Source organism: Cellulomonas sp. McL0617 (assembly GCF_049994875.1).
Lineage (GTDB): Bacteria > Actinomycetota > Actinomycetes > Actinomycetales > Cellulomonadaceae > Cellulomonas.
On the sequence record NZ_CP188256.1, the window covers coordinates 345,586 to 370,068 of the forward strand.

The window sequence follows — 24,483 nt, forward strand, 5'->3', positions numbered from 1 at the left end:
CGCAGGTCGTGGCGGAGCTGCGCTCCGCGATGCGTGGCACGGTCGACGACTCCACCCGGCGACGCGCCGAGTACTCCAGCGACGCGTCCAACTACCGCGTGGTGCCGCAGGTCGTGGCCTTCCCTCGGGACACCGACGACGTGGAGGCGGCCCTCGAGGTCTCGCGCGCCCTCGGCGTTCCGCTCACGGCGCGCGGCGGCGGGACGAGCGTGGCCGGCAACGCCGTCGGCACCGGCATCGTGCTCGACTTCTCGCGGCACGTGAACCGGATCCTGTCCGTCGACCCCGACGCGCAGACCGCCCGCATCGAGCCCGGCGTCGTCATGGCCGCGCTGCAGAAGGCCGCCGCGCCGCACGGACTGCGGTTCGGCCCCGACCCGAGCACGCAGGCCCGCGCGACGCTCGGCGGGATGATCGGCAACAACGCGTGCGGCCCGCGCGCGGTCGCCTACGGCCGCACCGCCGACAACGTGCTCGCCCTCGACCTGGTCGACGGCACCGGGCGGCGCGTCACCGCGGCCTCTGGCGCGGGTGCGCTCGATGTGGTCCCGGGTCTCGACGGGCTCGTCCGTTCCCACCTGGACGTGATCCGGACCGAGCTGGGCCGGTTCGGCCGGCAGGTCTCGGGGTACTCGCTCGAGCACCTGCTGCCCGAGAAGGGCACGGACCTGGCCAAGGCGCTCGTCGGCACCGAGGGGACGGTCGGGACGCTGCTCGGCGCGACCGTGCGGCTGGTCCCGATCGCTGCCGCCCCGGTGCTCGTCGTCCTCGGCTACCCCGACATGCCGACGGCCGCCGACGCCGTCCCTGCGCTGCTCGCGCACGCCCCGCTGGCCATCGAGGGGATGGACTCGCGCCTGGTCGACGTGGTCCGACGGGTCCGCGGCGCGGCCGCCGTGCCGACGCTCCCGCCCGGTGGCGGCTGGCTGATGGTCGAGGTCGGCGGTGCCGATCTGGCGGAAGCCATGGACAACGCCCGTGCGCTCGCGGCGTCCTCGGGGACGCAGGCCGTCGGTCTCTTCCCGCCGGGCCCCGACGCCGCCCGCATGTGGCGCATCCGGGAGGACGGCGCCGGGCTCGGCGGGCGGACGCCGTCGGGCGAGCAGGCCTGGCCGGGATTCGAGGACTCGGCGGTCCCGCCCGACCGGCTCGGCGCGTACCTGCGCGAGCTCGAGGCGCTCATGGCGTCGCACCGCGTGGACGGCCTGGCCTACGGGCACTTCGGCGACGGCTGCGTACACCTGCGGCTCGACATCCCGCTCGAACGGTCGGGCAACCCGCTGCGCGCGTTCATGGAGGACGCCGCCGCGCTCGTGGCCTCGCACGGCGGCTCGCTGTCCGGGGAGCACGGCGACGGGCGCGCCCGTTCGGAGCTCCTGTCCGTCATGTACAGCCCGAAGGCGATCGGCCTGTTCGGCGCGTTCAAGGACCTGTTCGACCCGCGCGACCTTCTCAACCCCGGCGTGCTCGTGCGACCGCGCCCGCTCGACGCCGACCTCCGACGCCCCTGGGCTCGCCCGCTGCTCGCCGACGGCCACGGGTTCGCGTTCCCGCACGACGCAGGCGACCTGACCACCGCCATCCACCGCTGCGTCGGCGTCGGCAAGTGCCGCGCGGACAGCACGGCGACCGGCGGGTTCATGTGCCCGTCGTACCTGGCGACGAAGGACGAGAAGGACTCGACCCGGGGACGCGCCCGCGTGCTGCAGGAGATGGCGAACGGCACGCTCGTCTCCGGCGGCTGGTCCTCGCCGGAGGTGCACGACTCCCTCGACCTCTGCCTGAGCTGCAAGGCGTGCTCGTCGGACTGCCCGGCGGGCGTCGACATGGCTCAGTACAAGTCTGAGGTCCTGCACCGTACATATCGCCGCAAGCTCCGGCCGATGTCCCACTACGCGCTCGGCTGGCTGCCTCGCTGGGCCCGGCTGATCACCGGCGTGCCCGGTCTGGCCGCGCTCACCAACCTGATCCTCGGCATCCGCCCGCTCGCCAAGGTCGTCCTCGCGGGCGGCGGTATGGACACGCGCCGCGAGATGGTGACGTTCGCCCGCGAGCCGTTCCGCGCCTGGACCCGCGGGTCGGGTCGCGACGAGGTCACGATGGTCGGCGCGGGGGTTTCGGGAGCCGCCGGAGGCCGTCGGCCGCAGGTGGTGCTGTGGACCGACTCGTTCTCGGACAGCCTCTCGCCGACGGTCGCGCACGCCGCGGTCGCGGTGCTGCGGGACGCCGGGTACGAGGTCCTCGTGCCGGAGCAGAACGCGTGCTGCGGGCTCACCTGGATCAGCACCGGCCAGCTGGACGGCGCGCGCCGCCAGCTGAGCACCCTGCTCGGCGTGCTCGGGCCGTTCGCGGTCAACGGCATCCCGATCGTCGGCCTGGAGCCGTCGTGCACCGCCGTCCTGCGCTCCGACCTGCGTGACCTGTTCCCCGACGACCCGCGGGCGGTCGCGGTCGCCCGCGAGACCCGCACGCTCGCGGAGCTGCTGACCGCCCCCGCCCCGGTGGGTCCCGGCGACCGCTGGCAGGTCCCGGACCTCTCCGACGTCACCGCCGTGGTCCAGCCGCACTGCCACCACCACTCCGTGATGACGTGGAACCCGGACCGCCAGCTGCTCACCGACGCCGGCGCGCAGTTCTCCGCGTTGGCCGGCTGCTGCGGGCTCGCGGGGAACTTCGGCATGGAGAAGGGGCACTACGACGTGTCGGTCGCGGTCGCCGAGAACTCGCTGCTGCCCGCGCTCCGCGACGCGGCTCCGGGGGACGTGTACGTCGCCGACGGCTTCTCGTGCCGCACCCAGGGCGAACAGCTGGCCGGTGCGCAGGGCGTCCACCTCGCCGAGCTGCTGGCCGCGCACCTGCCGGCACGCGAACCTACCGCCTGACGGACCCCGGCTACTCCCGGCGCAGCTGCGTCAGTCCGCGGCCCGGGTGCCACGAGCGGACGACGAGGTAGGTCGCGGTCTCGTCGACCCGCGTGTGCACCACCTCGGTGATGTCGAGCGCGAACGCAGTCGAGGGTGGTGAACCCTCGGGCGGCGCGATCTCGACGAGTCGTCCGGCCAGCTTCGCCTCCCCGGCCCACGCCGCGGGGTCCTGGGGCGGCTCCAGCGTGGGGGAGTGGATGGCGACGCGGGGGTCGCGCAGGACGTCGGCGAGCTTGCGGCTGCGCGGCATCATCCCGAGGGTGACCTCGTCGCCGAGCTCGAGCTCCGTGCCCGAGATCCGCGGAGACCCGTCGGCCCGCAGCGTGGCCATCGTCTTGTTGGTGCCGGACCGGAACAGCGCCTCGACCTCGGCGGCGAACGCGGGCTCCGCCGCCCGGATGTCAGCCCATCGCGTCATGACGCTGTTCTACCGCCGGCCGCCCACATGCGTCCGGCGACCCTCACGACAGCAGCCACACCGCCGCGTCGGGGCGCAGCAGACCGCCTGACACCGCGTCGGGCGCCGAGGCGGCGATCACGGTGCCGTCGACGCGGGCGGGAGCCGCACCCATCGTCACGACGATCTCGACTGCCGACGTGCGGACGCGCAGGACCCCGTCCTCGTCGGCCCGGGCGTCCAGAAGCTGCGCGCGGCCCAGCCCGTGCTCGCGTCGGAGCGCGATCAGGTGCCGGTAGAGCGCGAGCGTCGAGTGCGGGTCCGCCGCCTGGACGTCGACGGCCAGCGCGGCGTACTCCGCCGGCTGCGGCAGCCAGGGCTCGTGCCCGGGCGAGCCGAAGCCGTACCCCGGTGCGTCGTGCCGCCAGGGCAGGGGGACGCGCGCGCCGTCGCGGCCGACCATCGCCCCGCCCGTGCGCACGAACATCGGGTCCCGGCGGGACTCGGGCGGGATGCGTACGTGGTCGGGCAGGCCGAGCTCCTCGCCCTGGTACACGTAGGCCGACCCGGGCAGCGCCAGCGTCAGCAGTGCCAGCGCACGGGCTCGCTCGAGGCCGAGGCCGTGGTCCGGAGACGGGTGGTCCGGGCCGATGCCGTTCGGCCAGACGTTGGAATCCGGTCGACCGAGCCGGGACACCGGGCGCACGACGTCGTGGTTCGAGATCACCCAGGTCGCCACCGCGCCCACCGAGCTCGCCATCTCGACCGACGACGTGATGACGTCGGCGAACCGCCGGGCGCCCCATCCCGCGGCGAGGTAGGCGAAGTTGAAGGCCTGCTGCATCTCGTCGGACCGGATGTAGTGGTGCAACCGTTCGGGACGCGTCCAGGCCTCGGCGACGAGGATCCGCGGCGGCTCGTAGGCCGCGAGCAGAGCGTGCCACTCCCGGTAGATGTCGTGCACCTCGTCCTGGTCCCACATGGGTCCGGCGTCGCCCCCGGCCTCGACCGCGCCGATGAACGTCCCGCCCCGATCGGGGAGGCCCTCGGCCTTCATCAGCCCGTGAGCGACGTCCACGCGAAACCCGTCGACCCCGCGGTCGAGCCAGAACCGCAGCACGTCCTCGAACTCGGCGCGCACCTCGGGATTGCGCCAGTTGAGGTCGGGCTGGCCCGCGGCGAACACGTGCAGGTACCACTGGTCGGTCTCCGGGACGCGTTCCCAGGCCGGACCGCCGAAGTTCGACTCCCAGTCGTTGGGGGGCCGGTCGGCGGTGCCGGTGGCGAAGACGTACCGCGCTCGAGCGGCCGAGCCGGGCTCGGAGGCCAGCGCCTCGACGAACCAGGGGTGCGCCGACGACGTGTGGTTGGGCACGAGATCGACGAGCACCCGCAGCCCGGCGGCGTGCGCCCGGGAGAGCAGGGCGTCCAGGTCCGCGAGCGTGCCGAAGACCGGGTCGACGTCGCGATAGTCGCTCACGTCGTAGCCCGCGTCGACCCCCGGGGAAGGGTAGAAGGGCGACAGCCAGACCGTGTCGACGCCGAGGTCGACGAGGTGATCGAGGTGCTCGAGCACCCCCGGAAGGTCGCCGGTGCCGTCGCCGTCTGCATCCGCGAACGAACGAGGATAGACCTGATACACGACGGCGTCGCGCCACCAGTCGGCGTGCATATGTCGGCCTTCTCCCGTGTCCGATTCGTGATGAACGTCTTCTCTGCAAACGCTTGCAGATATCGGCGACACGGTACTAGCGTCCCGAGACGAGGCGCAACGACGCCCGCATCAGGGACTCAAAGGAGAGCCATGAGACACCTCAAGCGCACACCCGCGGTGGTTCTCGCTGCCGCCGCGTGCCTCGCCCTGGCAGCATGCTCGAGCGGCAACAGCAGCAGCAGCGGCTCCGGTACCAGCGGCGCGGCCGCCGGCGGCCGAGGCCCGATCACGTACGTGCAGGGCAAGGACAACAACAACATCGTCCAGCCCATCCTCGACAAGTGGAACGCCGCGCACCCCGACGAGAAGGTCACCTTCAAGGAGCAGTCGTCGAGCGCCGACCAGCAGCACGACGACCTCGTGCAGAACTTCCAGGCGAAGAACGCGAACTATGACGTCGCGAGCGTCGACGTGGTCTGGACCGCCGAGTTCGCGGCCAAGCAGTGGCTGGAGCCCCTCAAGGGCGACCTGGCGATCGACACGAGCAAGATGCTCGCCGGCCCGGTCAAGGCCGCGACGTACAACAAGACGCTCTACGCGGGCCCGGTCACTTCTGACGGCGGTCTGCTCTACTACCGCTCCGACCTGGTCAAGACGCCCCCGACCACGTGGGACGAGATGATCAGCATGTGCTCCATCGCGAAGGCGAACTCGATGGACTGCTACTCCGGACAGTTCGCCCAGTACGAGGGCCTGACCGTGAACGTCGCGGAGGCCGTCGCCACCGCCGGCGGCTCCATCGTCGGCGCCGACGGCAAGACACCGACGGTCGACAGCGCTGAGGGCAAGAAGGGTCTGCAGAACCTCGTCGACGGGTTCAAGAACGGGAACATCCCGGCCGCCGCCATCGCCTTCAAGGAGGAGGAGTCGCGCTCGGCGTTCCAGGACGGCAAGCTGCTCTTCCTGCGCAACTGGCCCTACGTGTACTCGATCACCTCGAAGACGGACGGCTCCTCGGCCGTCGCGGGCAAGTTCGCCGTCGCGCCGTTGCCCGGCAAGTCGACGCTCGGCGGTCACAACGCGGCGATCAGCGTCTACTCCAAGCACAAGGCGACCGCCCACGACTTCATCGAGTTCCTGGAGTCGCAAGAGGTTCAGAACATGTACCTGACGATCGCCTCGAACGCACCCGTCCTCGCCGCCCTGTACGACGACCCCGCGCTGAACGCGCAGTTCCCGTACCTGAAGGTGCTCAAGGACTCGATCGCGAACGCTGAACCGCGGCCGGTCAGCCCGTTCTACCCCGCCGTGACCAAGGCGATCCAGGACAACGCGTTCGCCGCGCTGCAGGGCGACAAGTCGGTCGACCAGGCCGTGTCCGACATGTCCGCCGCCATCAAGACGGCCAGCGCAGGCTGACCCGGTACGCCGCACGTGTCCGGGTGCTCGGCACGACGAGCGCCTGGACACGTGCGGCCCTAGAGACGAGGTAGCACCGTGGCCACTGTCGATCTCCCCAGCGCGCGCGGCCGCAAGGCCTTCGACCCGCTCGCCATCCGGCCGTCGCATACCCAGAACCGCGCGGCGTACCTTCTGCTCCTTCCGACGCTCCTGCTTCTTGCGGTCGTCATCGGCTATCCGATCATCGCGGCCCTGATCCACTCCTTCCAGGCTGATCCGGGGCTGGATCCCGCGACCGGGCTGTTCGTCAACGGTGGCTTCGCGGGCTTCGACAACTACCTGCACTGGTTGCTGCAGCGGTGCGCCGGTCCGGACGGCACGTACATCTCGTGCCCCGACGGCAACCTCGCGTCGAACTTCTACGCGTCGGTCGGCATCACGTTCTTCTTCGCCGTCGCGACGGTGTCGCTGGAGCTGGTGTTCGGCATGTGGATGGCGATCATCATGAACCGCAACTTCCGGGGCCGCGGGCTCGTTCGCGCCGCGATCCTGGTGCCCTGGGCCATCCCCACCGCGGTCAGCGCCAAGCTGGCCTACTTCATCTTCGCCCCCACGGGAATCGTCAACGCCATCACCGGCACCGAGACCTTGTGGACGACGGCGCAGTGGGCGTCGCGTGCCGCGATCATCATCACGGACACCTGGAAGACCACGCCGTTCATGGCGCTCCTGATCCTCGCGGGGCTGCAGCTGATCCCCGAGGAGGTGTACGAGGCCGCCAAGATGGACGGCACCACCACGGTGCAACGCTTCATGAGCATCACCTTGCCGCTCGCGAGGCCGGCTCTGATCGTGGCGATCCTGTTCCGCACCCTGGACGCGCTGCGCATGTACGACCTGCCCGCGATCTTCAACGGGGGCGGTGGAGGCTCCGGCCACGCGACGACGACCTTGTCGATCCTCGTCGTCAACCAAGTGAAACAGGGCTACAACAGCGCGTCCGCGTTGTCGACGATCACATTCCTCATCATCTTCCTGGTCGCCATCGTGTTCATCCGGTTCCTCGGAGCCGACATCACCGGCACCGGTCGGGTGTCGAGGCGCCAAGCGCGCCGGGATCGCCGTGAGCAGGAGGAGCTGGCGCGACTCGAGGCGTCCGAACCGCAGCTGCAGGAGGTCGGAGCATGACCGTGTCATGGGGCGGACAGGCTGTTGTCGATGCCGAGCGCGCCGCCGGACCTACCACCATGGTCCCGCGCCCCGATCGTCGGGACCGTGCGGGAGGGTGGCGCACCGGCATCCAGGCCGCGGTCATCGTCCTGTGGTGCCTCCTGCCGTTCTACTGGATGGTCGTCACGTCGCTGCGGGACGTGAACTTCACGTTCGACACGACGCCCTGGCCGACCCACGTGACCCTGGACAACTACCGGGCCGCACTGTCCACGAGCTCGGGCAACCACCTGGTCCGGGCGCTCGGGAACAGCCTGATCATCGGCACGTGCGTGACGATCGTGGGCCTCCTGGTCGGCATCTTCGCCTCGTACGCCCTGGCCAAGCTGCGGTTCAGCTACCGAGGTCTCGTGCTCGGGGCCATCCTCGGTGCGTCGATGTTCCCGGGCGTCGCGATCGTCACCCCGCTGTTCCAGCTGTTCACGAACATCGGATGGATCGACACGTACCAGGGTCTGATCGTCCCGAGCATCTCGTTCGTCCTGCCCTTGACGGTCTACACGCTCAACTCGTTCTTCCGCGAGATGCCGTGGGACCTCGAGGAGGCGGCCCGGATCGACGGGTGCAGCCCCGCGGGAGCGTTCGTGCGGATCATCATCCCGCTCGCGACGCCGGCGATCTTCACGACCGCGATCCTCGCGTTCATCGCCAGCTGGAACGAGTACCTCATCGCGAGCCTGCTGTCAGGAGCGCGGGTGCAACCCGTCACGGTCGCGATCGCAGGATTCACGGGGAGCCAGCCGCACCAGGAGCCCTACACCGCGATCATGGCCGCGGGCGTCATCGTCGTGGTTCCCCTGATCTTCCTCGTCCTGGCCTTCCAGCGGCGGATCGTCTCCGGCCTCACTGCCGGCGGGGTGAAGGGATGAGCCGCCCGCAGCGTGATCCGGCGCTCGTCGAGATGCTGGACATCGCGGTCGGCGCCGTCGGCTTCTTCGCTATGGTCACGCTCGTCGGCGCCATCGTCGTGGAGGTGCGCGGCCAGCCCGCCCTGTCGTGGTCGCTCACGCTGCTCGGACTCGTCGTCCTCATCGGCATCCTCTGGGCCTCCCGGCGACGAGCTGCCGCCGTGGCGCTCGCTCGCGAACGGCGCCGTCGGGGACCGTGACTCGAAGGTCGAGGGGGGACGCTCGTGGTCAGCATCCACGATGTCGCGCGGGCGTCGGGCGTGTCCCCCGCGACGGTGTCCCGCGCCCTGCGCGGGCTGGCGTACGTCTCCGACGCCACCCGAGCCCGGGTGCGGTCCGCCGCCGACGAGCTGGGCTACGTCCCGTCGTCCGTCGCGTCGGGGCTGGTCACCGGTCTCTCGATGACGGTCGCGGTCGTCGTCCCGTTCCTTGGTCGCTGGTACTACACCACCGTGATCCAGGGTGTCGACGACGTGCTGCGGCCCGCCGGCTACGACATGCTCGTGCTCAACCTGGGCGACTCCAACGGCACCCGTGAGCGGGACTTCCACCACGCGATGCTGCGTAGGCGGGTCGACGCCATGATCGTGCTCGCGTTCAACTGCACCCCGGGGGAGCTGGCGCAGCTGAACTCGGCGCCCGTCCCGGCCATCGCCGTCGGCGGGGACGTCGACGGCATGCGATCGCTGGGTGTCGACGACCGCGAGGCGACCACCCTCGCGGTCCGGCACCTGCTCGACCTCGGGCACCGCCGGATCGCCCACGTGGGCGGGGACGACCCGGTGGGTCTGAATGCGCACGTGCCGCAGGAGCGCCAGTCGCGCTGGCGCGAGGTGCTGCAGGAGGCGGGGGTCTCGCCCGCCGCCGACTGGTTCGTGAACGGCGGATTCGTGCTCGAACGCGCGTTCCCCGCCGCGCTCGAGCTGCTGCGCGACCCCGGACACCGCCCGACGGCGGTGTTCGCGGGGTCGGACGAGATGGCGTTCGGCGTGATCCTGGCTGCCCGCGAGCTCGGGTTGCGGGTCCCGGAGGACCTGTCGGTGGTCGGCATCGACGACCACGACTTCTCAGCGACCTTCGGCCTGACGACCGTCCGGCAGGACCCGGTCGACCAGGGGCGACGGGCGGCGCTCGAGGTGCTCGACGTGTTGCGCGGACTCCCGCTGGTGCGGTCGCGGACCACCGCGTCCTGCGAGCTCGTCGTGCGACGCACGACCGCTCCGCCACCCCCTGCGTGACGTCGCGGTCCGGACCGCTCAGGTGGGCGAGTACGCGGAGACGACGTAGCACTCCTCGTCGTCGATGGCGTTCGGGTCACCCTCGAACCGCACGGCGGTCAGCATGCCGGTGCCGGGGTCGTAGGCGAGCTCGGACGGGTGCTCGGACGCGGCCCGGTCGGTCAGCGCGTCGATCGTCGGCACGTACGCGGCGACGTAGTCCGCGGCCGGTGCGTGCGTGGCGAGGTCCTCGACCTCGGTCACGCGCGCGTCCTTCACGGTCACCGCGTAGCGACCCAGGAGCGCCCGCTCGCCGCAGCTCGACTCGAGCACGTAGGTGTACGACGCGGCGGTCGCCGTCCCCTGGCCGGCGGACGGCCTCGGCCCGGACGCAGGCGAGGCCGCGCACCCGGCCAGCGGCAGGACGAGCAGCAGGGCAGCGACGACTCGACGCACGACCGGACCTCTCTCCTCGACGACCCCGGGGGAGGCCACGCTAGCGCCTGCGCGTCGGGCCGAATGGACACGAACGGCTCGTCCGACCAGGGTGGACGCATGCTCGTTGCCTTCTCCGTCGCCCCGCTCGGTGCGGGCGAGTCCGTGACCGCCGCCGTCGCCGATGCCGTGCGCATCGTCCGCGAGTCGGGCCTGCCCAACCGCACCGACGCCATGTTCACCACGCTCGAGGGGGAGTGGGACGAGGTGATGGACGTGGTCAGGCGCGCCACGGAGGCGGTCGGGCGGCACGGCCACCGGGTCAGCCTGGTGCTCAAGGCGGACATCCGCCCGGGCCGCACGGGCGAGCTCACGGGCAAGGTCGAGCGCGTCGAGGCGGCCCTCGCGCAGGACTGAACGACCGCCCGCGGGCCGTCTCGGATGTGTGATCGACCACGATCGTGAGGCCCGGATCCAGCCATCCGGGTGATCGCGCCCAACTGTTACCGGCGCGTCCGGGCGAGCGGCTGACGAGCCCAGCGCGCTGTGGGACAGTGTGGTCGCACGCGCCGACAGGACGTCTCCGCGGGCGGCACAACACGACCGTACGGCGGGCAGCGGCGCGCCCAGGAAGGCCGGGACAGATGCCCATCTTCGAGCTCGACGAGGGTCGACCCCGCCTTGTCCAGCCGATGCAGCCCCTGGCCGGCTCGTTCGCCCAGGAGGCCTCCGCGCTCCTCACGCACCACCTCGCGGCGATCGCCGGTGAGCCCCTGTTCGCAGTGCGCTCGCGGACCTCGTCGCCGGACCACGCCGACCTGCCGGCGCTGCTCGCGCTCGACGCCACGGGCCGTTGCGTCGTGGTCGACGTCGGGCAGGTGCTCGACGACGACGCGACCGTCTCGGCCCTGCGGCACGCGGGCGCGGCGGCCCGGATGACGACCACCGACCTCGCCCGCGCGTACCACCCGGACCCGTCCCGGTTCGCGGTCGACTTCGCCGCGTTCCGGGAGCAGGCGGCGTTCGGCGCGCAGTCGACCCGCCGCGAGGGCGTCCGGCTGATCCTGCTCTGCTCCGAGGTGGCCGCCGAGGCCGGCGACACCCTGGCGTTCCTGCGCGGACCCGGTCGCCACGTCGACGTGCTGCAGGTCGGCGTCGTGCGTGGCGAGGACGAGCGTCGGCTGCTGGACGTCTCGCCGCTGGCCACGCACGAGGGCGCCCGCCGGTCCGTCGAGCCGACGGCGCTGCGGCTGGTGCGGGCCAGCGAGGGCTTCGCGGGTCCGACGAGCCCAGCGCCGCCGCGCAAGCCGTCGTCAGGCGAGCTCCGGTCGGTGACGCCTCCTCCGGCGCCGCCGACGCTCACCGAGCCCACGCCGATCGTCCGCCGGACGGCGCCCGTGGACGAGACCGTGCTCCTCGAGCCGGTGCGCGACGACGAGCCGGCCCCGACGCCGCAGCCGGAGTCGGCCGAGCCGGGCGCCGTCGCTCCGCCCGTCTGGCGGTACGAGCCCGAGCGCGTCCTGACCACCCCCGCGGCGCCCCAGTCGACGTTCGAGGCGCCGGCCACGCTGACGCCGGTGGTCGGGCTGCGCGCGTCCCAGGAGCAGACGCCGCCCCGCGACCAGCCGCCGGCCGAGCAGACGCCGCCCCGCCACCAGCCGCCGGCCGAGCAGACGCCGCGGGACACGTCGAACGACGTGGCCGGCCCCCGACCGTTCCTCGCGGCCAGCACGTACGCGGACGCGCCGACCGACGACCAGGTCGTCCCTGCCGAGCAGACCCCCCAGGCGGCCCAGGACGTCGAGCAGGTCTGGGCCGAGCTCGCGCGAGCCGCGCACCCGACGCAGCCGCTGCGTCCCTCCCGTCCCGTGACGCGGCCGGCGACCCTGCCCGTCGAGCACTACGGCGGTCCCGAGCGGTCCACCGGCAGCGGTGTGCCGCTGGCGCTGCCCGAGCTGGCGACGCTGGCCAAGAGCCGCCGTGCGGTCACCACGCTGGTGTGGGTCCGCGCGCGCCGCGGCCAGCGGATCGAGGCGATGCTGCGCTCGGACGGCCTGATCGAGCTGCCGACGGGCGAGGTGTATGCGGACCCGGACGCGGCGGCGTCGGTGTCGGTCGCCTCCGAGAACCCCGTCGACGGCTGGCGCGCCTGGCGCCTGGGCGAGGGTGGCCCGACGCTGGCCGAGGCGACCGGCGTCATCCGGCCGTAGCTCACCCCCAGCCCCCGGGCCTCGAGAACGTCAGTTAGTCACGAGAACGGCAGTTCATACTGCCGTTCTCGTGACGAGGTGACGTTCTCGGGGCTGTAGGTCAGCCCCAGCCGTACGCCGAGACCCAGCGGTCGATCTCGGCGTAGAACCGCATCCGCACGGGCGCGGGCGACAGCGACAGTTCGTGCAGCCCGTCGTGCACCCGGATCACGGTCACGTGCGACCCCAGCTGCACGGCCCGGCGGGTCAGCAGCTCCACGTCGAGCACGACGTCGGCGGAGCGCATGTCCTCGCTCCAGCGCGGGCTGATGATCGTGCGGCTCGAGCAGAGCATCACGATCGGAGCGTCGATCGACAGCCCGCGGGCGATCCGTGCGTGGCCGATGGTGACGGCCCGCAGCCAACCGGCACGGACGGGGAACGACGGTGTCGGTCGCCAGGTCGTGTCGTACGTCCACTCGCCACCCGTGGCCGCGTCGATCGTGCGGGCGTAGTAGCCCGGGTCGATGTTGGGCAGCGGCGCCTTGGGCTGGAACCGGGCGAGGCGCGCGACGGCCGGGCCGGACAGATGGCGCAGCACCGACGACCCTTGCAGCTCGAGCCACGGGCTGTTCAGCACGAGACCGCTGAGCTCGTCGGGATGCCGCTGCGCCCACAGCGCTGCGATCAGGCCGCCGGTCGAGTGGCCCATGACCATGAGCCGCGCGTGCACGCCCAGCTCGGCGCGCAGGACGTCCAGGGAGGCCTCGAGCTCCTCGTCGTAGGCATCGAGGTCGTCGATGTAGCCGGGGGTCTGGTGCGGGCGCAGGCTGCGGCCGTACTTGCGCAGGTCGAGCGCGTAGAACGCCGCACCGCGGGCGTGCCAGAACTCGGCGAGCCCCGTCTGGAAGAAGTAGTCCGACCAACCGTGGATGTACAGGATCGCGCGCGACGGGCGCAGAGGTTCCGGCGCGGGCGGCGCGTACTTGACCAGGGTGGCCACCACGGGACCCTCGTCGTCGGGGCGCAGCTGGAGCGTGCGAGCCACGTAGTCCGGGCCGAGGACGTCGGGCTCCCACGTCACGCGCCCACCTCCAGCACGATCTTGCCGGTCTGTGCACCGTCCCAGAGCCGGCGGAGCGCCGCGTGCGCCTCGGCCAGCGGGAACGTCGAGTCCACCAGCGGGCGTACGCCGGTCCGCTCGAGGAACGCGAGCAGGTGCGACAGGTCGTCGCGGGAGCCCATGGTGGTGCCCGCCACCGTGATCTCCTGGAAGAAGATCCGGGTCAGCTCGGCGGGGCTGGCGTCGCCGCTCGTCGCGCCGGCGACCACGATGATCCCGCCCGGCTTGACCGACCGCACCGAGTGCGACCAGGTCGCCCTGCCGACGGACTCCAGGACCACGTCGACCCGCGGCACGCGTGCTCCCGGCTCCACCGCCGCGGCGGCGCCCAGCGACACGGCACGGGCGCGACGTGCCTCGTCGCGACCCGTCACGATCACCTCGAGGCCCGCGGCCGCCCCCAGGACGATCGCCGCCGTGGCGAGCCCACCGCCGGAGCCCTGCACGAGCACCCGCTGCCCGGGCGTCGCGCGGCCGGTGACGAAGAGCATCCGGTAGGCCGTGAGCCAGGCGGTCGGCAGGCAGGCGGCCTCCACGAACGACAGGGCGGACGGCTTGTCGACGAGGTTCTGGGTGGGGACCGCGACCTGCTCGGCCAGGGTGCCGGGGTAGCGCTCGGACAGCAGCGAGCGGGGCTCGTCGGGCAGGGTGATGACGCCGTGCACGACGACCTCGCGGCCGTCCGCCGTGACGCCGGCGGCGTCCGTGCCCAGGATCATCGGCAGCTGCTCGGCGCGCAGCCCGACGCCCCGCAGCGACCAGAGGTCGTGGTGGTTCAGGGCGGCCGCGCGGACATCGACGACGGTCCAGCCCGGTGCCGGCGTGGGGGCGGGCTGATCGCCCACCACCAGCCCGGTCAGCGGCTCGGTCGGGTCGAAGCGGGCTGCGTACGCGGCGATCACTGCCCCAACGTAACCTTCCCGCGCGACACCCGACCTGTGATCCTGGGCCGGTGACCTCCTCCTCCGCGAAGATCGACCATGTCGTCGCCCAGATGGACGGCCTGCGCGCCGGGATGCCGCACGCCGACGGGATCGGGGTGTTCCTCGACGTCTACCGGCGCGTCACGGCGCTCGTCGCCCTGCGGGTCGTGGACACCACGTTCCAGGACCCGGTCTTCACGGCGGACCTCGACGTGCGGTTCGCGGACCTCTTCCTCGACGTGCCGTCCGACATCGTCGCGAAGCGCCCGGTCTCGAAGGCCTGGGCCCCGCTGGTCGAGCGCCGCGCGGTGCACGGGATCCTGCCCATCCAGTTCGCGCTCGCCGGGATGAACGCGCACATCAACAACGACCTCGCGCTCGCGGTGGTCGCGACGTGCACCGCGCGCGGCGTCGAGCCCGACGACGGCTCGATCCATCGCGACTTCGAGAAGGTCAACTCGGTGCTCGCCGAGGTCGTGCGCCCGATCCGTGACTCGTTCCTCGACAAGGCGGTCGTCGAGCACGGCGCCGCGGTCGCACCGCTGGCCGACCTGGTCAGCAACTTCTCCATCGACAAGGCACGCGACGCCGCCTGGGTCGCCGCACTGACGCTCTGGCACCTGCGCGACGTCCCGGTGCTGGAGCGCGCCGCCCGCGACACCCTGGCCCACACGGTCGGCCTGGTCAGCCGGCAGCTGCTCATCCGCGTCGAGCTCTAGCTAGAGGAGCGGCAGCATCCGGCCGAGGTCGGGGACGGCGTCGCTGGTGTAGCGCGGGTGCAGGGCGACGGCCAGCTCGTCGACGTCGTACGGCTGACGGCCGGTCGCGAGCCGGACCCAGCGCCGGGCGTCGCTGACCTCGAGGTCCCAGCCGCCGCGCGCGACGACGACACGCAGCAGCGCGTCCGCGACGAGCCGCAGCGCACCGGGCTCGACGGGGTCGACACCCCGCGGCACCGAGCGTGCGAGGTCGTCGGCGTGCACCACCAGCTCCAGCACCCGCGAGACCGTCATGGTGCTCAGCAGCACGGGACCCCGGCGGCCTTGGACGACTCGCTCGTCCGGCCCCAGCTCGTCGAGCCGGTCGAAGGCGGCCTGCGCGCGCGCATCGACCTCGCCGAGCGGGTCCGCCGAGATGGCCGTGGCGAGCTCGCGGGTCGTCTGTGCCGTCTCGGCCGCCCTGTCGGCGTAGGTGCCCACGTACTCGCCGAGCGTGAGCGGGACCGTGCCGTCGGGCAGCGGCGTGGCGACGGCGAGCGCCTCCATCGCGCGGCCGAGGTGTGCCACGAGCTCCGCGACCGTCCAGCCGGGAAGGACCGACGGCTCGTCGGCCACCTGGTCGTCCACCACGTCGCCCACCCAGCGTCGGAGACGTTCCCACTGGTCGTGCAGGGCGGCGGATGCGTCGGCGAGCTCACCGGAGGGGACGGGCATGGCGCCATCCTTGCGGTCAGCACCCGACGCGTCGAGGTCGTTCTGCGGATGCGGCGCCCGGTGCGTCGATCCAGCCGCACCTGCGACGGATGGTGCAGGTGAGCGGCTCCCGTCGAAGGCCGCTACGGGTCCGATGGTTCGAGCCGGACGCCCGACCGACCGTCACGGGCGCTGGCGGGCGCCCGTCTCCAGGAACTCGTTGACCAGGGACCCGACCAGCTGCTCCTCGATGAGGAAGCCGTCGTGGCCGAAGTCGGAGTGGACCGTGCGCAGGACCGCGCCGGGGATGCCGTCGGCGATCCGCTGGGACTGGGCCGGCGGGAAGAGCCGGTCGCTGTCGACGGCGATGACCAGCGTGCGCGCCGTGATGGCCGCGAGCGCGGCGGCGACCCCGCCGCGGTCGCGACCCAGGTCGTGCGTGATCATCGTGCGCGTCAGGATCACGTAGGTGTTGGCGTCGAAGCGTCGCGCCAGCTTGTCGCCGTGGTGGTCCAGGTAGGACTGCACCGCGAACCGGCCGCCCTCCAGCGGGTCCTCGGCGCCCTGCGGGATGCGGCCGAACCGCTGGTCCAGCTCGACGGCGCTGCGATAGGTCTGGTGGGCGATCTGGCGGGCCAGGCCCAGGCCGACGTGCGGACCGTCGCCGTCGGTGGCGTCGTAGAAGTCGCCGTCGCGGTAGAGGGGGTCGGCGCGGATGGCGGAGATCTGCGTGTGGAAGCCGGCGATCTGGTCGCCGGAGGTCTGCGCGGCCGTCGCGATCGCGGCGATGGCGTCCACCCGCTCGGGTGCGCCGGCGGCCCACTCGAGGACGCGCAGGCCGCCCAGCGAGGCGCCGATGACCAAGGCCCACGAGTCGATGCCCAGCAGGTCGGCCAGCCGGATCTCGGCGGCGACCTGGTCGCGGACGGTCAGCAACGGGAAGCGGCCGCCCCAGGGACGCCCGTCCGGCGCGAGCGAGGCGGGGCCGGTGGAGCCCTGGCAGCCGCCCAGCACGTTCGGGGCGACGACGAACCAGCGCTCGGTGTCGATCGGCGCGCCCGGCCCGATCATCGACTGCCACCAGCCGGCCGTCGGGTGCCCGTCGCCGGCGGGACCGGTCACGTGCGAGTCGCCCGTCAATGCGTGCAGGACCAGGACCGCGTTGCTGCCGTCCTCGTCGAGCGTGCCCCACGTCTCGTAGGCCAGCCGCACGGCCGGCAGCCGGCCGCCCGACTCCAGGGCGAACGGACCGAGGTCGGCGAACTGGCGACGGCCCACGGCGTCCCCGTCGCGCCACGCGCTGCTCGCCCTGACCGGCGGCTGGTCCGACGGTGACGGCCGCGAGGCCAGCGTCCGCGGGCGTGCCCGTGGGGTGCTGAAGAGCGGGCGCGCGGCCGGGCCGCCCGAGTCGGTGGTGGACTCGGGCGGCGTCGGCTGCGTACCGGAACTCATGCGGTGATCAGGCTCCCTTGGCGGCGCGGAAGCCCGCGTCCAGGTCAGCAAGGATGTCATCGATGTGCTCGATGCCGACACTCAGCCGGACCAGGCCGGGCGTGACGCCCGAGAGCAGCTGCTCCTCGGGGGTCAGCTGGCTGTGCGTGGTCGAGGCCGGGTGGATGACCAGCGAGCGCACGTCGCCGATGTTCGCGACGTTCGAGTGCAGCTCCAGGGCCGACACGAACGCCTGACCCGCCTCGGTGCCGCCCTCGATCTCGAACGCGAGCACGGCACCGGCGCCGCGCGGCGAGTACTTGAGCTGCGCGGCGTGCCACGGGCTCGACTCCAGACCGGCGTAGTGCACGGTGCCGACGTCCTCGCGGGCCTCCAGCCAGGCCGCGACCTTCTCGGCGTTCTGCACGTGCCGCTCGACGCGCAGGGACAGCGTCTCGATGCCCTGGGCGATGAGGAACGCGTTGAACGGCGAGATCGCCGAGCCGAGGTCGCGCAGCAGCTGCACGCGCGCCTTGAGGATGTACGACAGATTGATCCCGAACAGGCCGCCGACGCCGAGGTCGCGCCCGAAGACGAGGCCGTTGTACGACGGGTCGGGGGTGTTGTAGTTGGGGAACCGCTCCGGGTACTGGGCGTAGTCGAACGAGCCGCCGTCGACGATCACGCCGCCGATGGCCGAGCCGTGGCCGCCCAGGTACTTCGTGGCGGAGTGCACGACCACGTCGGCCCCCCACGTCAGCGGGTTGATCAGGTACGGGGTGGCCACGGTGTTGTCGACGATCAGCGGGACGCCGTACTCGTGCGCGACGCCGGCCACGAGCTCGATGTCGAGGATGTCGGACTTCGGGTTCGGGATGGTCTCCGCGAAGAACAGCTTGGTGTTCGGGCGGATCGCGTCCTTCCACGCCTGCGCGTCGTGCGGGTCGGTGACGAACGTCGTCTCGATGCCGAGCTTGGGCAGCGTGTAGTGCAGGAGGTTGTACGTGCCGCCGTACAGCGACGGGCTGGCGACGATGTGGTCACCGGCCTCGGCGACGTTGAGGATCGCGAACGTCTCGGCCGCCTGGCCTGAGGCCACGAGGAGCGCGCCGACGCCGCCCTCGAGGGAGGCGATGCGGTCCTCGACGACCTGCTGCGTCGGGTTGCCGATGCGCGTGTAGATGGGGCCGAGGTCCTGCAGGGCGAAGCGGGCGGCGGCGACCTTGGCGTCCGGGAAGACGAAGGACGTCGTCTGGTAGATCGGCAGCGCCCGGGCGCCGGTGGCCGGGTCCGGCGTCTGGCCGGCGTGGATCTGGCGGGTCTCGAAGTTCCAGCTCTCGTTGCTCACGGTTTCTGCTCCTGGTTCGTGTTCGGGTTCGTGTGGTTCGAGCGAATCCGCAGGAGGCCTCGGGCAGCCGACATCCGTCCCGCGAAGGGTGGGGAGTGGGGCGCACGGATCGAGCCATGGCTCGGGCGGGTCACAGGGTGGTCCATGTGGGGACGACAACCTGCCCGCGGGCACAGCCGAGCGTGCGCTGGTCAGCGACACATTCGGCGGGACATGGAGCGACTGTAAACCGACGTGTCCGCGAGATGGAACTCGCGTCTTGCTGGGTGAGATGGCTTCACCCGCCGGTGTGGACGACGCCGGATCGTCGACCAGTCGACGCCTGGTGTTCGTCCCCTGGTCCCGCACAGGCCGCTCATAGATGCCGGACATGGGTTCAACTGCATCGGACGCGCCGAGGAGTCGAACTCGGCGCCGCGACGAAAGGACGGGATGCGGACGGTGGCGCCCGTGTTCCAGCTCTACAAGTTCTCGGACGACTCCCCGGTCTGGTGGAGGCTCGTCAGTCCGAACGGTCGAGGCCTCGCGCGGTCGGCGACCTCGCACCCGTCGGTCGCATCGGCGCGCTCGAGTCTTGACCTGGTGCTGGCGTCCGTCGACAGCCTCGAGCTCGGCCTGCGGCTGACGCCGACCTACCGGTGGCACTGGTCGTTGCAGCTGGACGGGACGCCCGTCGCCGAGGGCATCGGCGACCAGGACCGCCGGGTGCGGTGCATGGACGCCGGCCGCAAGTTCCAGCTGCTGTCGCGGGTGGCGCCCGTCGAGCCGGACGTGATCGTGTTCCGTCGCGAGACCGTGTCGCCGCGAGCGGGCGGTCCGTCGCGGGCCGCCGCGCAGAACGTGACGAGGTCGTGAGGCTCCGCTCGATCACGGTCGTCGTGGCTGCGGCCGGGGTTGCGCTCGCCTGTGCCGTCAACGTCGCGGCGGCGGTGGCGCCGCCGTCGGAGCCCGAGGCGCGCGTCCCTTACGTCGACCCCTTCGCGCACGTCGCGAACGACCAGCCGGACGCCACGACGTTCGACGAGGCGGCAGCACGGCCCGCGGCTGCACCGGCCGGCCCGCCGCTCCAGGCAGCCGCGGCCCCGTCCGTCCCGGCCGCGTCCGGGACCGTCGCCCCCGTGGCACAGGCGACCGTGGTCCCTCGGACGGCGTCGCGGCCGCAGACCGTCGACGACTGGGTCGCGTCGGCCGCCGCGGCGACCGGCATCCCGGCCCGGGCCGTGCGGGCCTATGCCAACGCGACGCTCGAGATCGCCGTCGAGGACCAGGCGTGCCACCTCGGCTGGACCACGATCGCGGCGATCGGCTGGATCGAGTCCGGCCACGGGACGCACGGAGGCGCGACCCTCGACGACGACGGGCGGCCCTCGGTGGCCATCGTCGGGCCGGTGCTCGACGGTGGCCCCGGAACGGCGGCGATCCCGGCGACGCCGCGGTCGCAGGCGTGGCACGGCGATCCGTCGTGGGACCACGCCGTGGGCCCGATGCAGTTCATCGGATCGACGTGGGCGCGGTGGGGCTCGGACGGCGACGGAGACGGCACGGCGGACCCGCAGGACGTCGACGATGCCGCGCTGACGACCGCCCGGTATCTGTGTGCCGGAGCGCGCGACCTGTCGACGTGGGACGGCTGGCACGCCGCGGTCTTCTCGTACAACCACTCGGAGTCGTACGTGGCCAGCGTCTTCGCCCGGGCGACCGCCTACTCGACGCAGGCGCGGCCATGAGACCAGACGTCATCCCGCAGGGGTCCGTCGGCCGCCCGTCCGTCGGCCGTCGTTCATCACCGGTCGTCACGATCGCGGACGGACGTCGTGACCGCGGCGCCGGCCCGGATGGAGCAGGATGACCCCGCTGCGTGACGCGACGGCGCCCGAGTCGTACCTCCCGGCGGGACCGCAGCAGAAGCGGTCGCTCGTGTCCCGGCCGTCCCCGGCCGACTCGGTGTTCCGCCGCTTCGCCTACGCGGCGGGCGGCGCGACGGTCGGGATCCTGCTGGCGGTGGGGCTGTTCCTCTCGCTGCGCGGGGCCCAGGCGCTGGGCGTCGCCCGGTGGAGCTTCCTCACCGAGGACCAGTGGGTGCCCGAGAGTGGCGTGTTTGGCATCAGGGCGGTGCTGTTCGGCACGGTCACGATCGCCCTCGTCGCGATGGTCGTCGCGTTCCCGCTGGCATTCGGCACTGCCTTGTTGCTGTCGGACATCGTCGGCGACCGGTTCCGCCACCTGTTCGTGGGGCTCGTCGACCTGATGGCCGCCGTGCCGAGCATCGTGTACGGGCTGTGGGGCTTCTACTTCCTGCAGAGCCAGATGATCCCCGTGGCTCAGTGGCTCTCCGAGACGGTCGGGCGCGTGCTGCCGATCTTCGCGGTGACGGACTCTGACGGGAACCACATCAGCGACACGAACTCCTACACGTCCACCGCGTTCCTCGCCGGGATCGTGGTCGGCTTCATGGCGGTGCCGACGATGACCTCGGTCATGCGGGAGGCGTTCTCGCGGGCGCCCGTCGGGGAGCGCGAAGGCGCCTACGCGTTGGGCGCCACGCGCTGGGGCATGATCCGGGCGGTCGTGCTGCCCTTCGGAAAAGGCGGGGTGATCGGCGGGACCATGCTGGGTCTCGGTCGCGCACTCGGGGAGACGATCGCCGTCGCGATGATCATCTCGCCCGTCTTCGGCCTCAACTGGCAGGTGCTCAAGAGCGGTACGAACTCGGTCTCCGCCCTCATCGCTCTGCAGTTCAGCGAGGCGAGCCAGTTCGGTCTGTCGGCACTGATGGCCGCCGGGCTGGCGCTGTTCGTCGTCACCCTCGTCGTCAACTTCACCGCGTCCTCGATCGTCGCCCGGTCGCGGTCCGGTGCCGAGAGCGACGGGTGAGACGTGACGATCACCGAGGAGCGACGGCCCGGTCGCCCGCAACCCACCCCGGCCGCGACTCCGCCCCCCACGACGTTGCCCGTGCCCAGCGGTCCGGTCGGACGACGTCGCCGGGTGCGTGGGGCGACGAGGGTCGAGGTGTTCGACCTCATCGGTGCCGCCGCGGCCGCTCTCGCGACGGCACTCCTGCTGTTCGGCAAGCTCACCGCGATGCACGGCGGCATCGGGCTGGTCGTCGTCGCGCTCGCCGGCTTCGTCGGGTACTACGCGCTGCTCGTCTCGCTGCACTCCACGGCGCAGGAGGTCATCGACAAGGTCGTCACCGTGCTGCTGCGCATGGCGGGCGCGACCCTGTTCTCGGTCCTGGTGTTCATCGTCGTCTACACCCTGGTCCGCGGGTTCTCCGCCCTGCACCACCTGAACTTCTTCACGCAGACGATGTGGGTCGCCGGACCGCAGTCCCCCCTGACCGACGGCGGCATCCTGCACGCGATCGTCGGGACGCTGATCCAGATCAGCATCGCGCTGGCGATCACGGTGCCGCTCGGCATCATGACGGCGGTCTTCCTCAACGAGGTGGGCGGCCGGTTCGCGAAGTTCGTGCGGACGATCAGCGACGCCATGACGGCGCTGCCGTCGGTTGTCGCGGGCCTGTTCATCCTCGCCGCCGTCGTGCAGCCCGTGTTCCACGAGCGCAACGGCTTCGCGGCGGCGCTGGCCATCTCGGTGATGATGCTGCCCATCATCATCCGCTCGGCGGACGTGGTGCTCCGGCTCGTCCCGCACAACCTGCGCGAGGCGTCCTACGCGCTCGGCACGTCCCGGTGGCGGACCGTGTGGCACGTCGTGCTCCCCACGGCGAAGTCCGGTCTGGCGACCGCTGTCATCCTCGGCACCGCACGGGGGCTCGGCGAGACGAGCCCGGTCCTCCTGACGTCCGGCGTCGCAGCCGTGATGACCGTCAACCCGCTGAACGGGCCGATGCTCTCGTTGCCGCTCGCGGTGTACAACTTCGTCACGTCCCCGCAGCCCAACCAGGTCGTGCGGGGATTCGGCGCGGCCGCGACGTTGCTGATCGTCGTCCTCATCCTGTTCGGGATCGCCCGCAGGATCGGCGGCCGCGGACCGGGGCACACCACACCGAGGCAGCAGCGCGGCGTGCACTCGGCCTCCGTCGCAGCTGCGAACCGCCTCGCCGCCTACCGACGCACCCCCGCCGCCCCCACCACGGCTCCGCCGGAACCTGCCGAGGAGCAGCTGCCATGAACAACGCCCACCGGTTCGCGCTCGTCGTGCTCGCGAGCATGCTGGCTCTGGCAGCGGCCCTCCCGGTCGCTCCTCAGGCGGCCGCGGACAGCTTCACGCCGATCACCGGGTCCGGCTCGACATGGTCGTCCGTGGCGGTCCAGTCGTGGCAGTCGAACGTCGCGTCCAACTACGGGATGCAGATCAACTTCAACGCCAACGGCTCGAGCGCAGGCCGCCAGGACTTCATCAACAAGATCGTCGACTTCGCGATCTCGGAGATCCCGTTCCAGTCGAGCCCGGAAGATGGCTCGGCCCCCGAGAAGCCGTCGACCCCGTACGCGTACATGCCGATCGTCGCCGGTGGCACCTCGTTCGTGTACAACCTCAAGATCGGCGGCAGGCAGGTCACCACCCTGCGGCTCGACGGGGAGACCGTCACCAAGATCTTCACCGGCGCGATCACCAGGTGGAACGACCCGCAGATCCAGGGGTCGAACCCCGACCTGGCCATGCCGGACCGCGCGATCACACCGGTGGTCCGCTCGGACGGCTCCGGGACCAGTGCCCAGTTCACCCTCTGGATGGCGACGCAGCACCAGGCCCTGTGGGACGCGTTCTGCACCAGGGCCGGCCGCCCCATGGGATCGGACGGGCACTGCTCCTTCACGTCGCTGTACCCCGCGGTCTTCAAGAGCCTCAAGGGCTCGGACGGCGTGACCGGGTACGTGTCGCAGAACACGAGCGAGGGGGCGATCACGTACGCGGAGTTCTCGTACGCGGCCACCCTCGCGCACTTCCCGGTCGTGAAGGTGCTCAACTCGGCGGGCTACTTCGTGGAGCCCACGGCCCAGAACGTCGCCGTGGCTCTCCTGGGCGCAAAGATCCACACCGAGAACCCGAATGCCGCCAACTATCTGACCCAGGACCTCTCGGGCGTGTACACGAACGCGGACAAGCGCGCCTACCCCCTGTCGAGCTACTCCTACCTCATCGAGCCGACTGCGGTGGTGGCCGGCTCGAACTTCAACACGGACAAGGGCAAGACCCTCGCCGCGTTCGCCAACTACGTCATCTGCGAGGGCCAGCAGAGCGCTGAGTCGCTGGGCTATTCCCCCCTCCCGATGAACCTCGTCCAGGCGGGTGCGGACCAGATCAAGCGCATTCCGGGGGCCGGGGCGGTCGACATCTCGACGTGCAACAACCCAACCTTCAAGCCGGGTGACAGCCCGTCGACGAATCAGCTCGCCCTCACTGCGCCGCAGCCCGCGGACTGCGACGCCAAGACGAGCGCCCATCAGTGCACGACGCCGACCGGCGGCGTCCCGGGCTCGTACTTCACGACGCACAGCGTCTCGGGCGGGTCATCGAGCGGTGGCGGCACCGGCGGCGGGGGAGGCGGCGGGTCGAGCAGCGGGGGCGGCAAGAGCGGTCCGGCCAGCAGCTCCGGCGGCTCGGCGCCCGTCGCATCGGCCCCAGCCGCGGCCGCCGGTGACCAGCCGCAGGGTGTGGACGAGTTCGGCAACGTCATCGCGGCGGGCGACGACGGTTCGGGCGCGGCCGTCGTGGGTACGGCGCAGTCGTCGACGTTCACGCTGCCGTCGTCCGGCTCGGGCTGGTTGCCCTGGGTGATGGCGGGCGCGGCGGTGCTCTTCCTGGCGCTCGTCGCGCTGCCGCCGGTCCTCTCACGCCGACTTCGCGGGGGCGACCGTCCCCCGTCCGACACGACTCAGAGCTGACCGGTCCTCTCACCTGGTTCATGGCCGTCCCTG

The 24,483-nt window shown here is 71.9% G+C and carries 22 protein-coding genes; 14 read left to right on the top strand and 8 right to left on the bottom strand.

The genetic code is table 11. The annotated features are described in order from the left end of the window. The first annotated feature begins 29 nt into the window (after positions 1-29). Entirely contained in the window at positions 30-2,882 is a 2,853-nt protein-coding gene (locus ACPPVS_RS01635; protein ID WP_426595848.1) for an FAD-binding and (Fe-S)-binding domain-containing protein, read from the top strand. Positions 2,883-2,892: 10 nt separating this feature from the next. On the opposite strand, the gene ACPPVS_RS01640 is transcribed toward ACPPVS_RS01635, so the two are convergent. Continuing rightward, the gene (locus ACPPVS_RS01640) at positions 2,893-3,342 is read right to left on the bottom strand and encodes a pyridoxamine 5'-phosphate oxidase family protein (RefSeq protein WP_426594226.1); all 450 of its coding nucleotides are present in this window, start codon (positions 3,340-3,342) and stop codon (positions 2,893-2,895) included. Between the two features lie 43 nt (positions 3,343-3,385). Further along, the gene (locus tag ACPPVS_RS01645) at positions 3,386-4,993 is read right to left on the bottom strand and encodes a glycoside hydrolase family 13 protein (RefSeq protein ID WP_426594227.1); all 1,608 of its coding nucleotides are present in this window, start codon (positions 4,991-4,993) and stop codon (positions 3,386-3,388) included. A 132-nt stretch (positions 4,994-5,125) separates the two neighbouring features. On the opposite strand from ACPPVS_RS01645, the gene ACPPVS_RS01650 reads away from it, so the two are divergent. The 5 genes from ACPPVS_RS01650 (at position 5,126) to ACPPVS_RS01670 (ending at position 9,752) form a co-directional block, all read left to right on the top strand. After that, complete coding sequence (locus ACPPVS_RS01650) at positions 5,126-6,394, top strand: ABC transporter substrate-binding protein (protein WP_426594228.1); 1,269 nt, start codon at positions 5,126-5,128, stop codon at positions 6,392-6,394. A gap of 135 nt (positions 6,395-6,529) precedes the next feature. After that, positions 6,530-7,564 (top strand): carbohydrate ABC transporter permease, encoded by a 1,035-nt coding sequence (locus tag ACPPVS_RS01655; RefSeq protein WP_426595849.1) that lies wholly within the window; start codon positions 6,530-6,532, stop codon positions 7,562-7,564. Between the two features lie 59 nt (positions 7,565-7,623). After that, on the top strand, positions 7,624-8,475 hold the full coding sequence (locus tag ACPPVS_RS01660) for a carbohydrate ABC transporter permease (RefSeq protein ID WP_426595851.1): 852 nt from the start codon (positions 7,624-7,626) through the stop codon (positions 8,473-8,475). Continuing rightward, positions 8,472-8,714: a hypothetical protein gene (locus ACPPVS_RS01665; protein ID WP_426594229.1), complete on the top strand. Its 243-nt coding sequence runs from the start codon at positions 8,472-8,474 to the stop codon at positions 8,712-8,714. Before ACPPVS_RS01660 ends, ACPPVS_RS01665 begins: the two co-directional genes overlap by 4 nt. A gap of 24 nt (positions 8,715-8,738) precedes the next feature. Further along, positions 8,739-9,752 carry a LacI family DNA-binding transcriptional regulator gene (locus ACPPVS_RS01670; protein WP_426594230.1) on the top strand — a complete coding sequence of 338 codons (1,014 nt, stop codon included), beginning with the start codon at positions 8,739-8,741 and terminating at the stop codon, positions 9,750-9,752. 18 nt (positions 9,753-9,770) lie between these two features. On the opposite strand, the gene ACPPVS_RS01675 is transcribed toward ACPPVS_RS01670, so the two are convergent. After that, entirely contained in the window at positions 9,771-10,187 is a 417-nt protein-coding gene (locus tag ACPPVS_RS01675) for a DUF6174 domain-containing protein (RefSeq protein WP_426594231.1), read from the bottom strand. 99 nt (positions 10,188-10,286) lie between these two features. Here ACPPVS_RS01675 and ACPPVS_RS01680 point away from each other — a divergent pair, with 99 nt between their 5' ends. Together ACPPVS_RS01680 and ACPPVS_RS01685 are read left to right on the top strand one after the other, a co-directional pair. Continuing rightward, positions 10,287-10,583 (top strand): MTH1187 family thiamine-binding protein, encoded by a 297-nt coding sequence (locus ACPPVS_RS01680; protein ID WP_426594233.1) that lies wholly within the window; start codon positions 10,287-10,289, stop codon positions 10,581-10,583. Between the two features lie 227 nt (positions 10,584-10,810). Beyond that, on the top strand, positions 10,811-12,376 hold the full coding sequence (locus tag ACPPVS_RS01685; protein ID WP_426594234.1) for a hypothetical protein: 1,566 nt from the start codon (positions 10,811-10,813) through the stop codon (positions 12,374-12,376). 100 nt (positions 12,377-12,476) lie between these two features. Here the strand turns inward: ACPPVS_RS01685 and ACPPVS_RS01690 are convergent, their stop codons facing one another. Both ACPPVS_RS01690 and ACPPVS_RS01695 read right to left on the bottom strand, forming a co-directional pair. Beyond that, positions 12,477-13,439, bottom strand: coding sequence for an alpha/beta hydrolase (locus ACPPVS_RS01690; protein WP_426594235.1), 963 nt, complete (start codon positions 13,437-13,439; stop codon positions 12,477-12,479). Next, positions 13,436-14,380, bottom strand: coding sequence for a zinc-binding dehydrogenase (locus tag ACPPVS_RS01695; protein ID WP_426594237.1), 945 nt, complete (start codon positions 14,378-14,380; stop codon positions 13,436-13,438). The genes ACPPVS_RS01690 and ACPPVS_RS01695 overlap by 4 nt, the downstream gene beginning before the upstream one ends. Positions 14,381-14,430: 50 nt before the next feature. Between ACPPVS_RS01695 and ACPPVS_RS01700 the strand changes: the two genes are divergently transcribed. Beyond that, positions 14,431-15,120, top strand: a complete 690-nt coding sequence (locus tag ACPPVS_RS01700) for a DUF5995 family protein (protein ID WP_426594238.1) — start codon at positions 14,431-14,433, stop codon at positions 15,118-15,120. Here ACPPVS_RS01700 and ACPPVS_RS01705 read toward each other — a convergent pair whose 3' ends face one another. The 3 genes from ACPPVS_RS01705 to ACPPVS_RS01715 all read right to left on the bottom strand — a co-directional run bounded on the left by ACPPVS_RS01705 (position 15,121) and on the right by ACPPVS_RS01715 (position 18,592). Next, positions 15,121-15,834, bottom strand: coding sequence for a maleylpyruvate isomerase N-terminal domain-containing protein (locus ACPPVS_RS01705; protein WP_426594240.1), 714 nt, complete (start codon positions 15,832-15,834; stop codon positions 15,121-15,123). 162 nt (positions 15,835-15,996) lie between these two features. Beyond that, positions 15,997-17,265: a homoserine O-acetyltransferase MetX gene (gene metX, locus ACPPVS_RS01710; protein WP_426594241.1), complete on the bottom strand. Its 1,269-nt coding sequence runs from the start codon at positions 17,263-17,265 to the stop codon at positions 15,997-15,999. Between the two features lie 7 nt (positions 17,266-17,272). Then, positions 17,273-18,592, bottom strand: a complete 1,320-nt coding sequence (locus ACPPVS_RS01715) for a bifunctional o-acetylhomoserine/o-acetylserine sulfhydrylase (RefSeq protein ID WP_426594242.1) — start codon at positions 18,590-18,592, stop codon at positions 17,273-17,275. 450 nt (positions 18,593-19,042) lie between these two features. Here ACPPVS_RS01715 and ACPPVS_RS01720 point away from each other — a divergent pair, with 450 nt between their 5' ends. From ACPPVS_RS01720 to pstS, 5 genes are all read left to right on the top strand, one after another. Continuing rightward, positions 19,043-19,447, top strand: a complete 405-nt coding sequence (locus tag ACPPVS_RS01720; RefSeq protein ID WP_426594244.1) for a hypothetical protein — start codon at positions 19,043-19,045, stop codon at positions 19,445-19,447. Next, entirely contained in the window at positions 19,444-20,319 is an 876-nt protein-coding gene (locus ACPPVS_RS01725) for a lytic transglycosylase domain-containing protein (RefSeq protein WP_426594245.1), read from the top strand. The genes ACPPVS_RS01720 and ACPPVS_RS01725 overlap by 4 nt, the downstream gene beginning before the upstream one ends. A gap of 118 nt (positions 20,320-20,437) precedes the next feature. Then, on the top strand, positions 20,438-21,466 hold the full coding sequence (gene pstC, locus ACPPVS_RS01730; protein ID WP_426594246.1) for a phosphate ABC transporter permease subunit PstC: 1,029 nt from the start codon (positions 20,438-20,440) through the stop codon (positions 21,464-21,466). A gap of 138 nt (positions 21,467-21,604) precedes the next feature. Next, positions 21,605-22,732: a phosphate ABC transporter permease PstA gene (gene pstA, locus ACPPVS_RS01735; RefSeq protein WP_426594247.1), complete on the top strand. Its 1,128-nt coding sequence runs from the start codon at positions 21,605-21,607 to the stop codon at positions 22,730-22,732. Further along, positions 22,729-24,450 (top strand): phosphate ABC transporter substrate-binding protein PstS, encoded by a 1,722-nt coding sequence (gene pstS, locus ACPPVS_RS01740; protein ID WP_426594248.1) that lies wholly within the window; start codon positions 22,729-22,731, stop codon positions 24,448-24,450. The genes pstA and pstS overlap by 4 nt, the downstream gene beginning before the upstream one ends. Positions 24,451-24,483 lie beyond the last annotated feature (33 nt).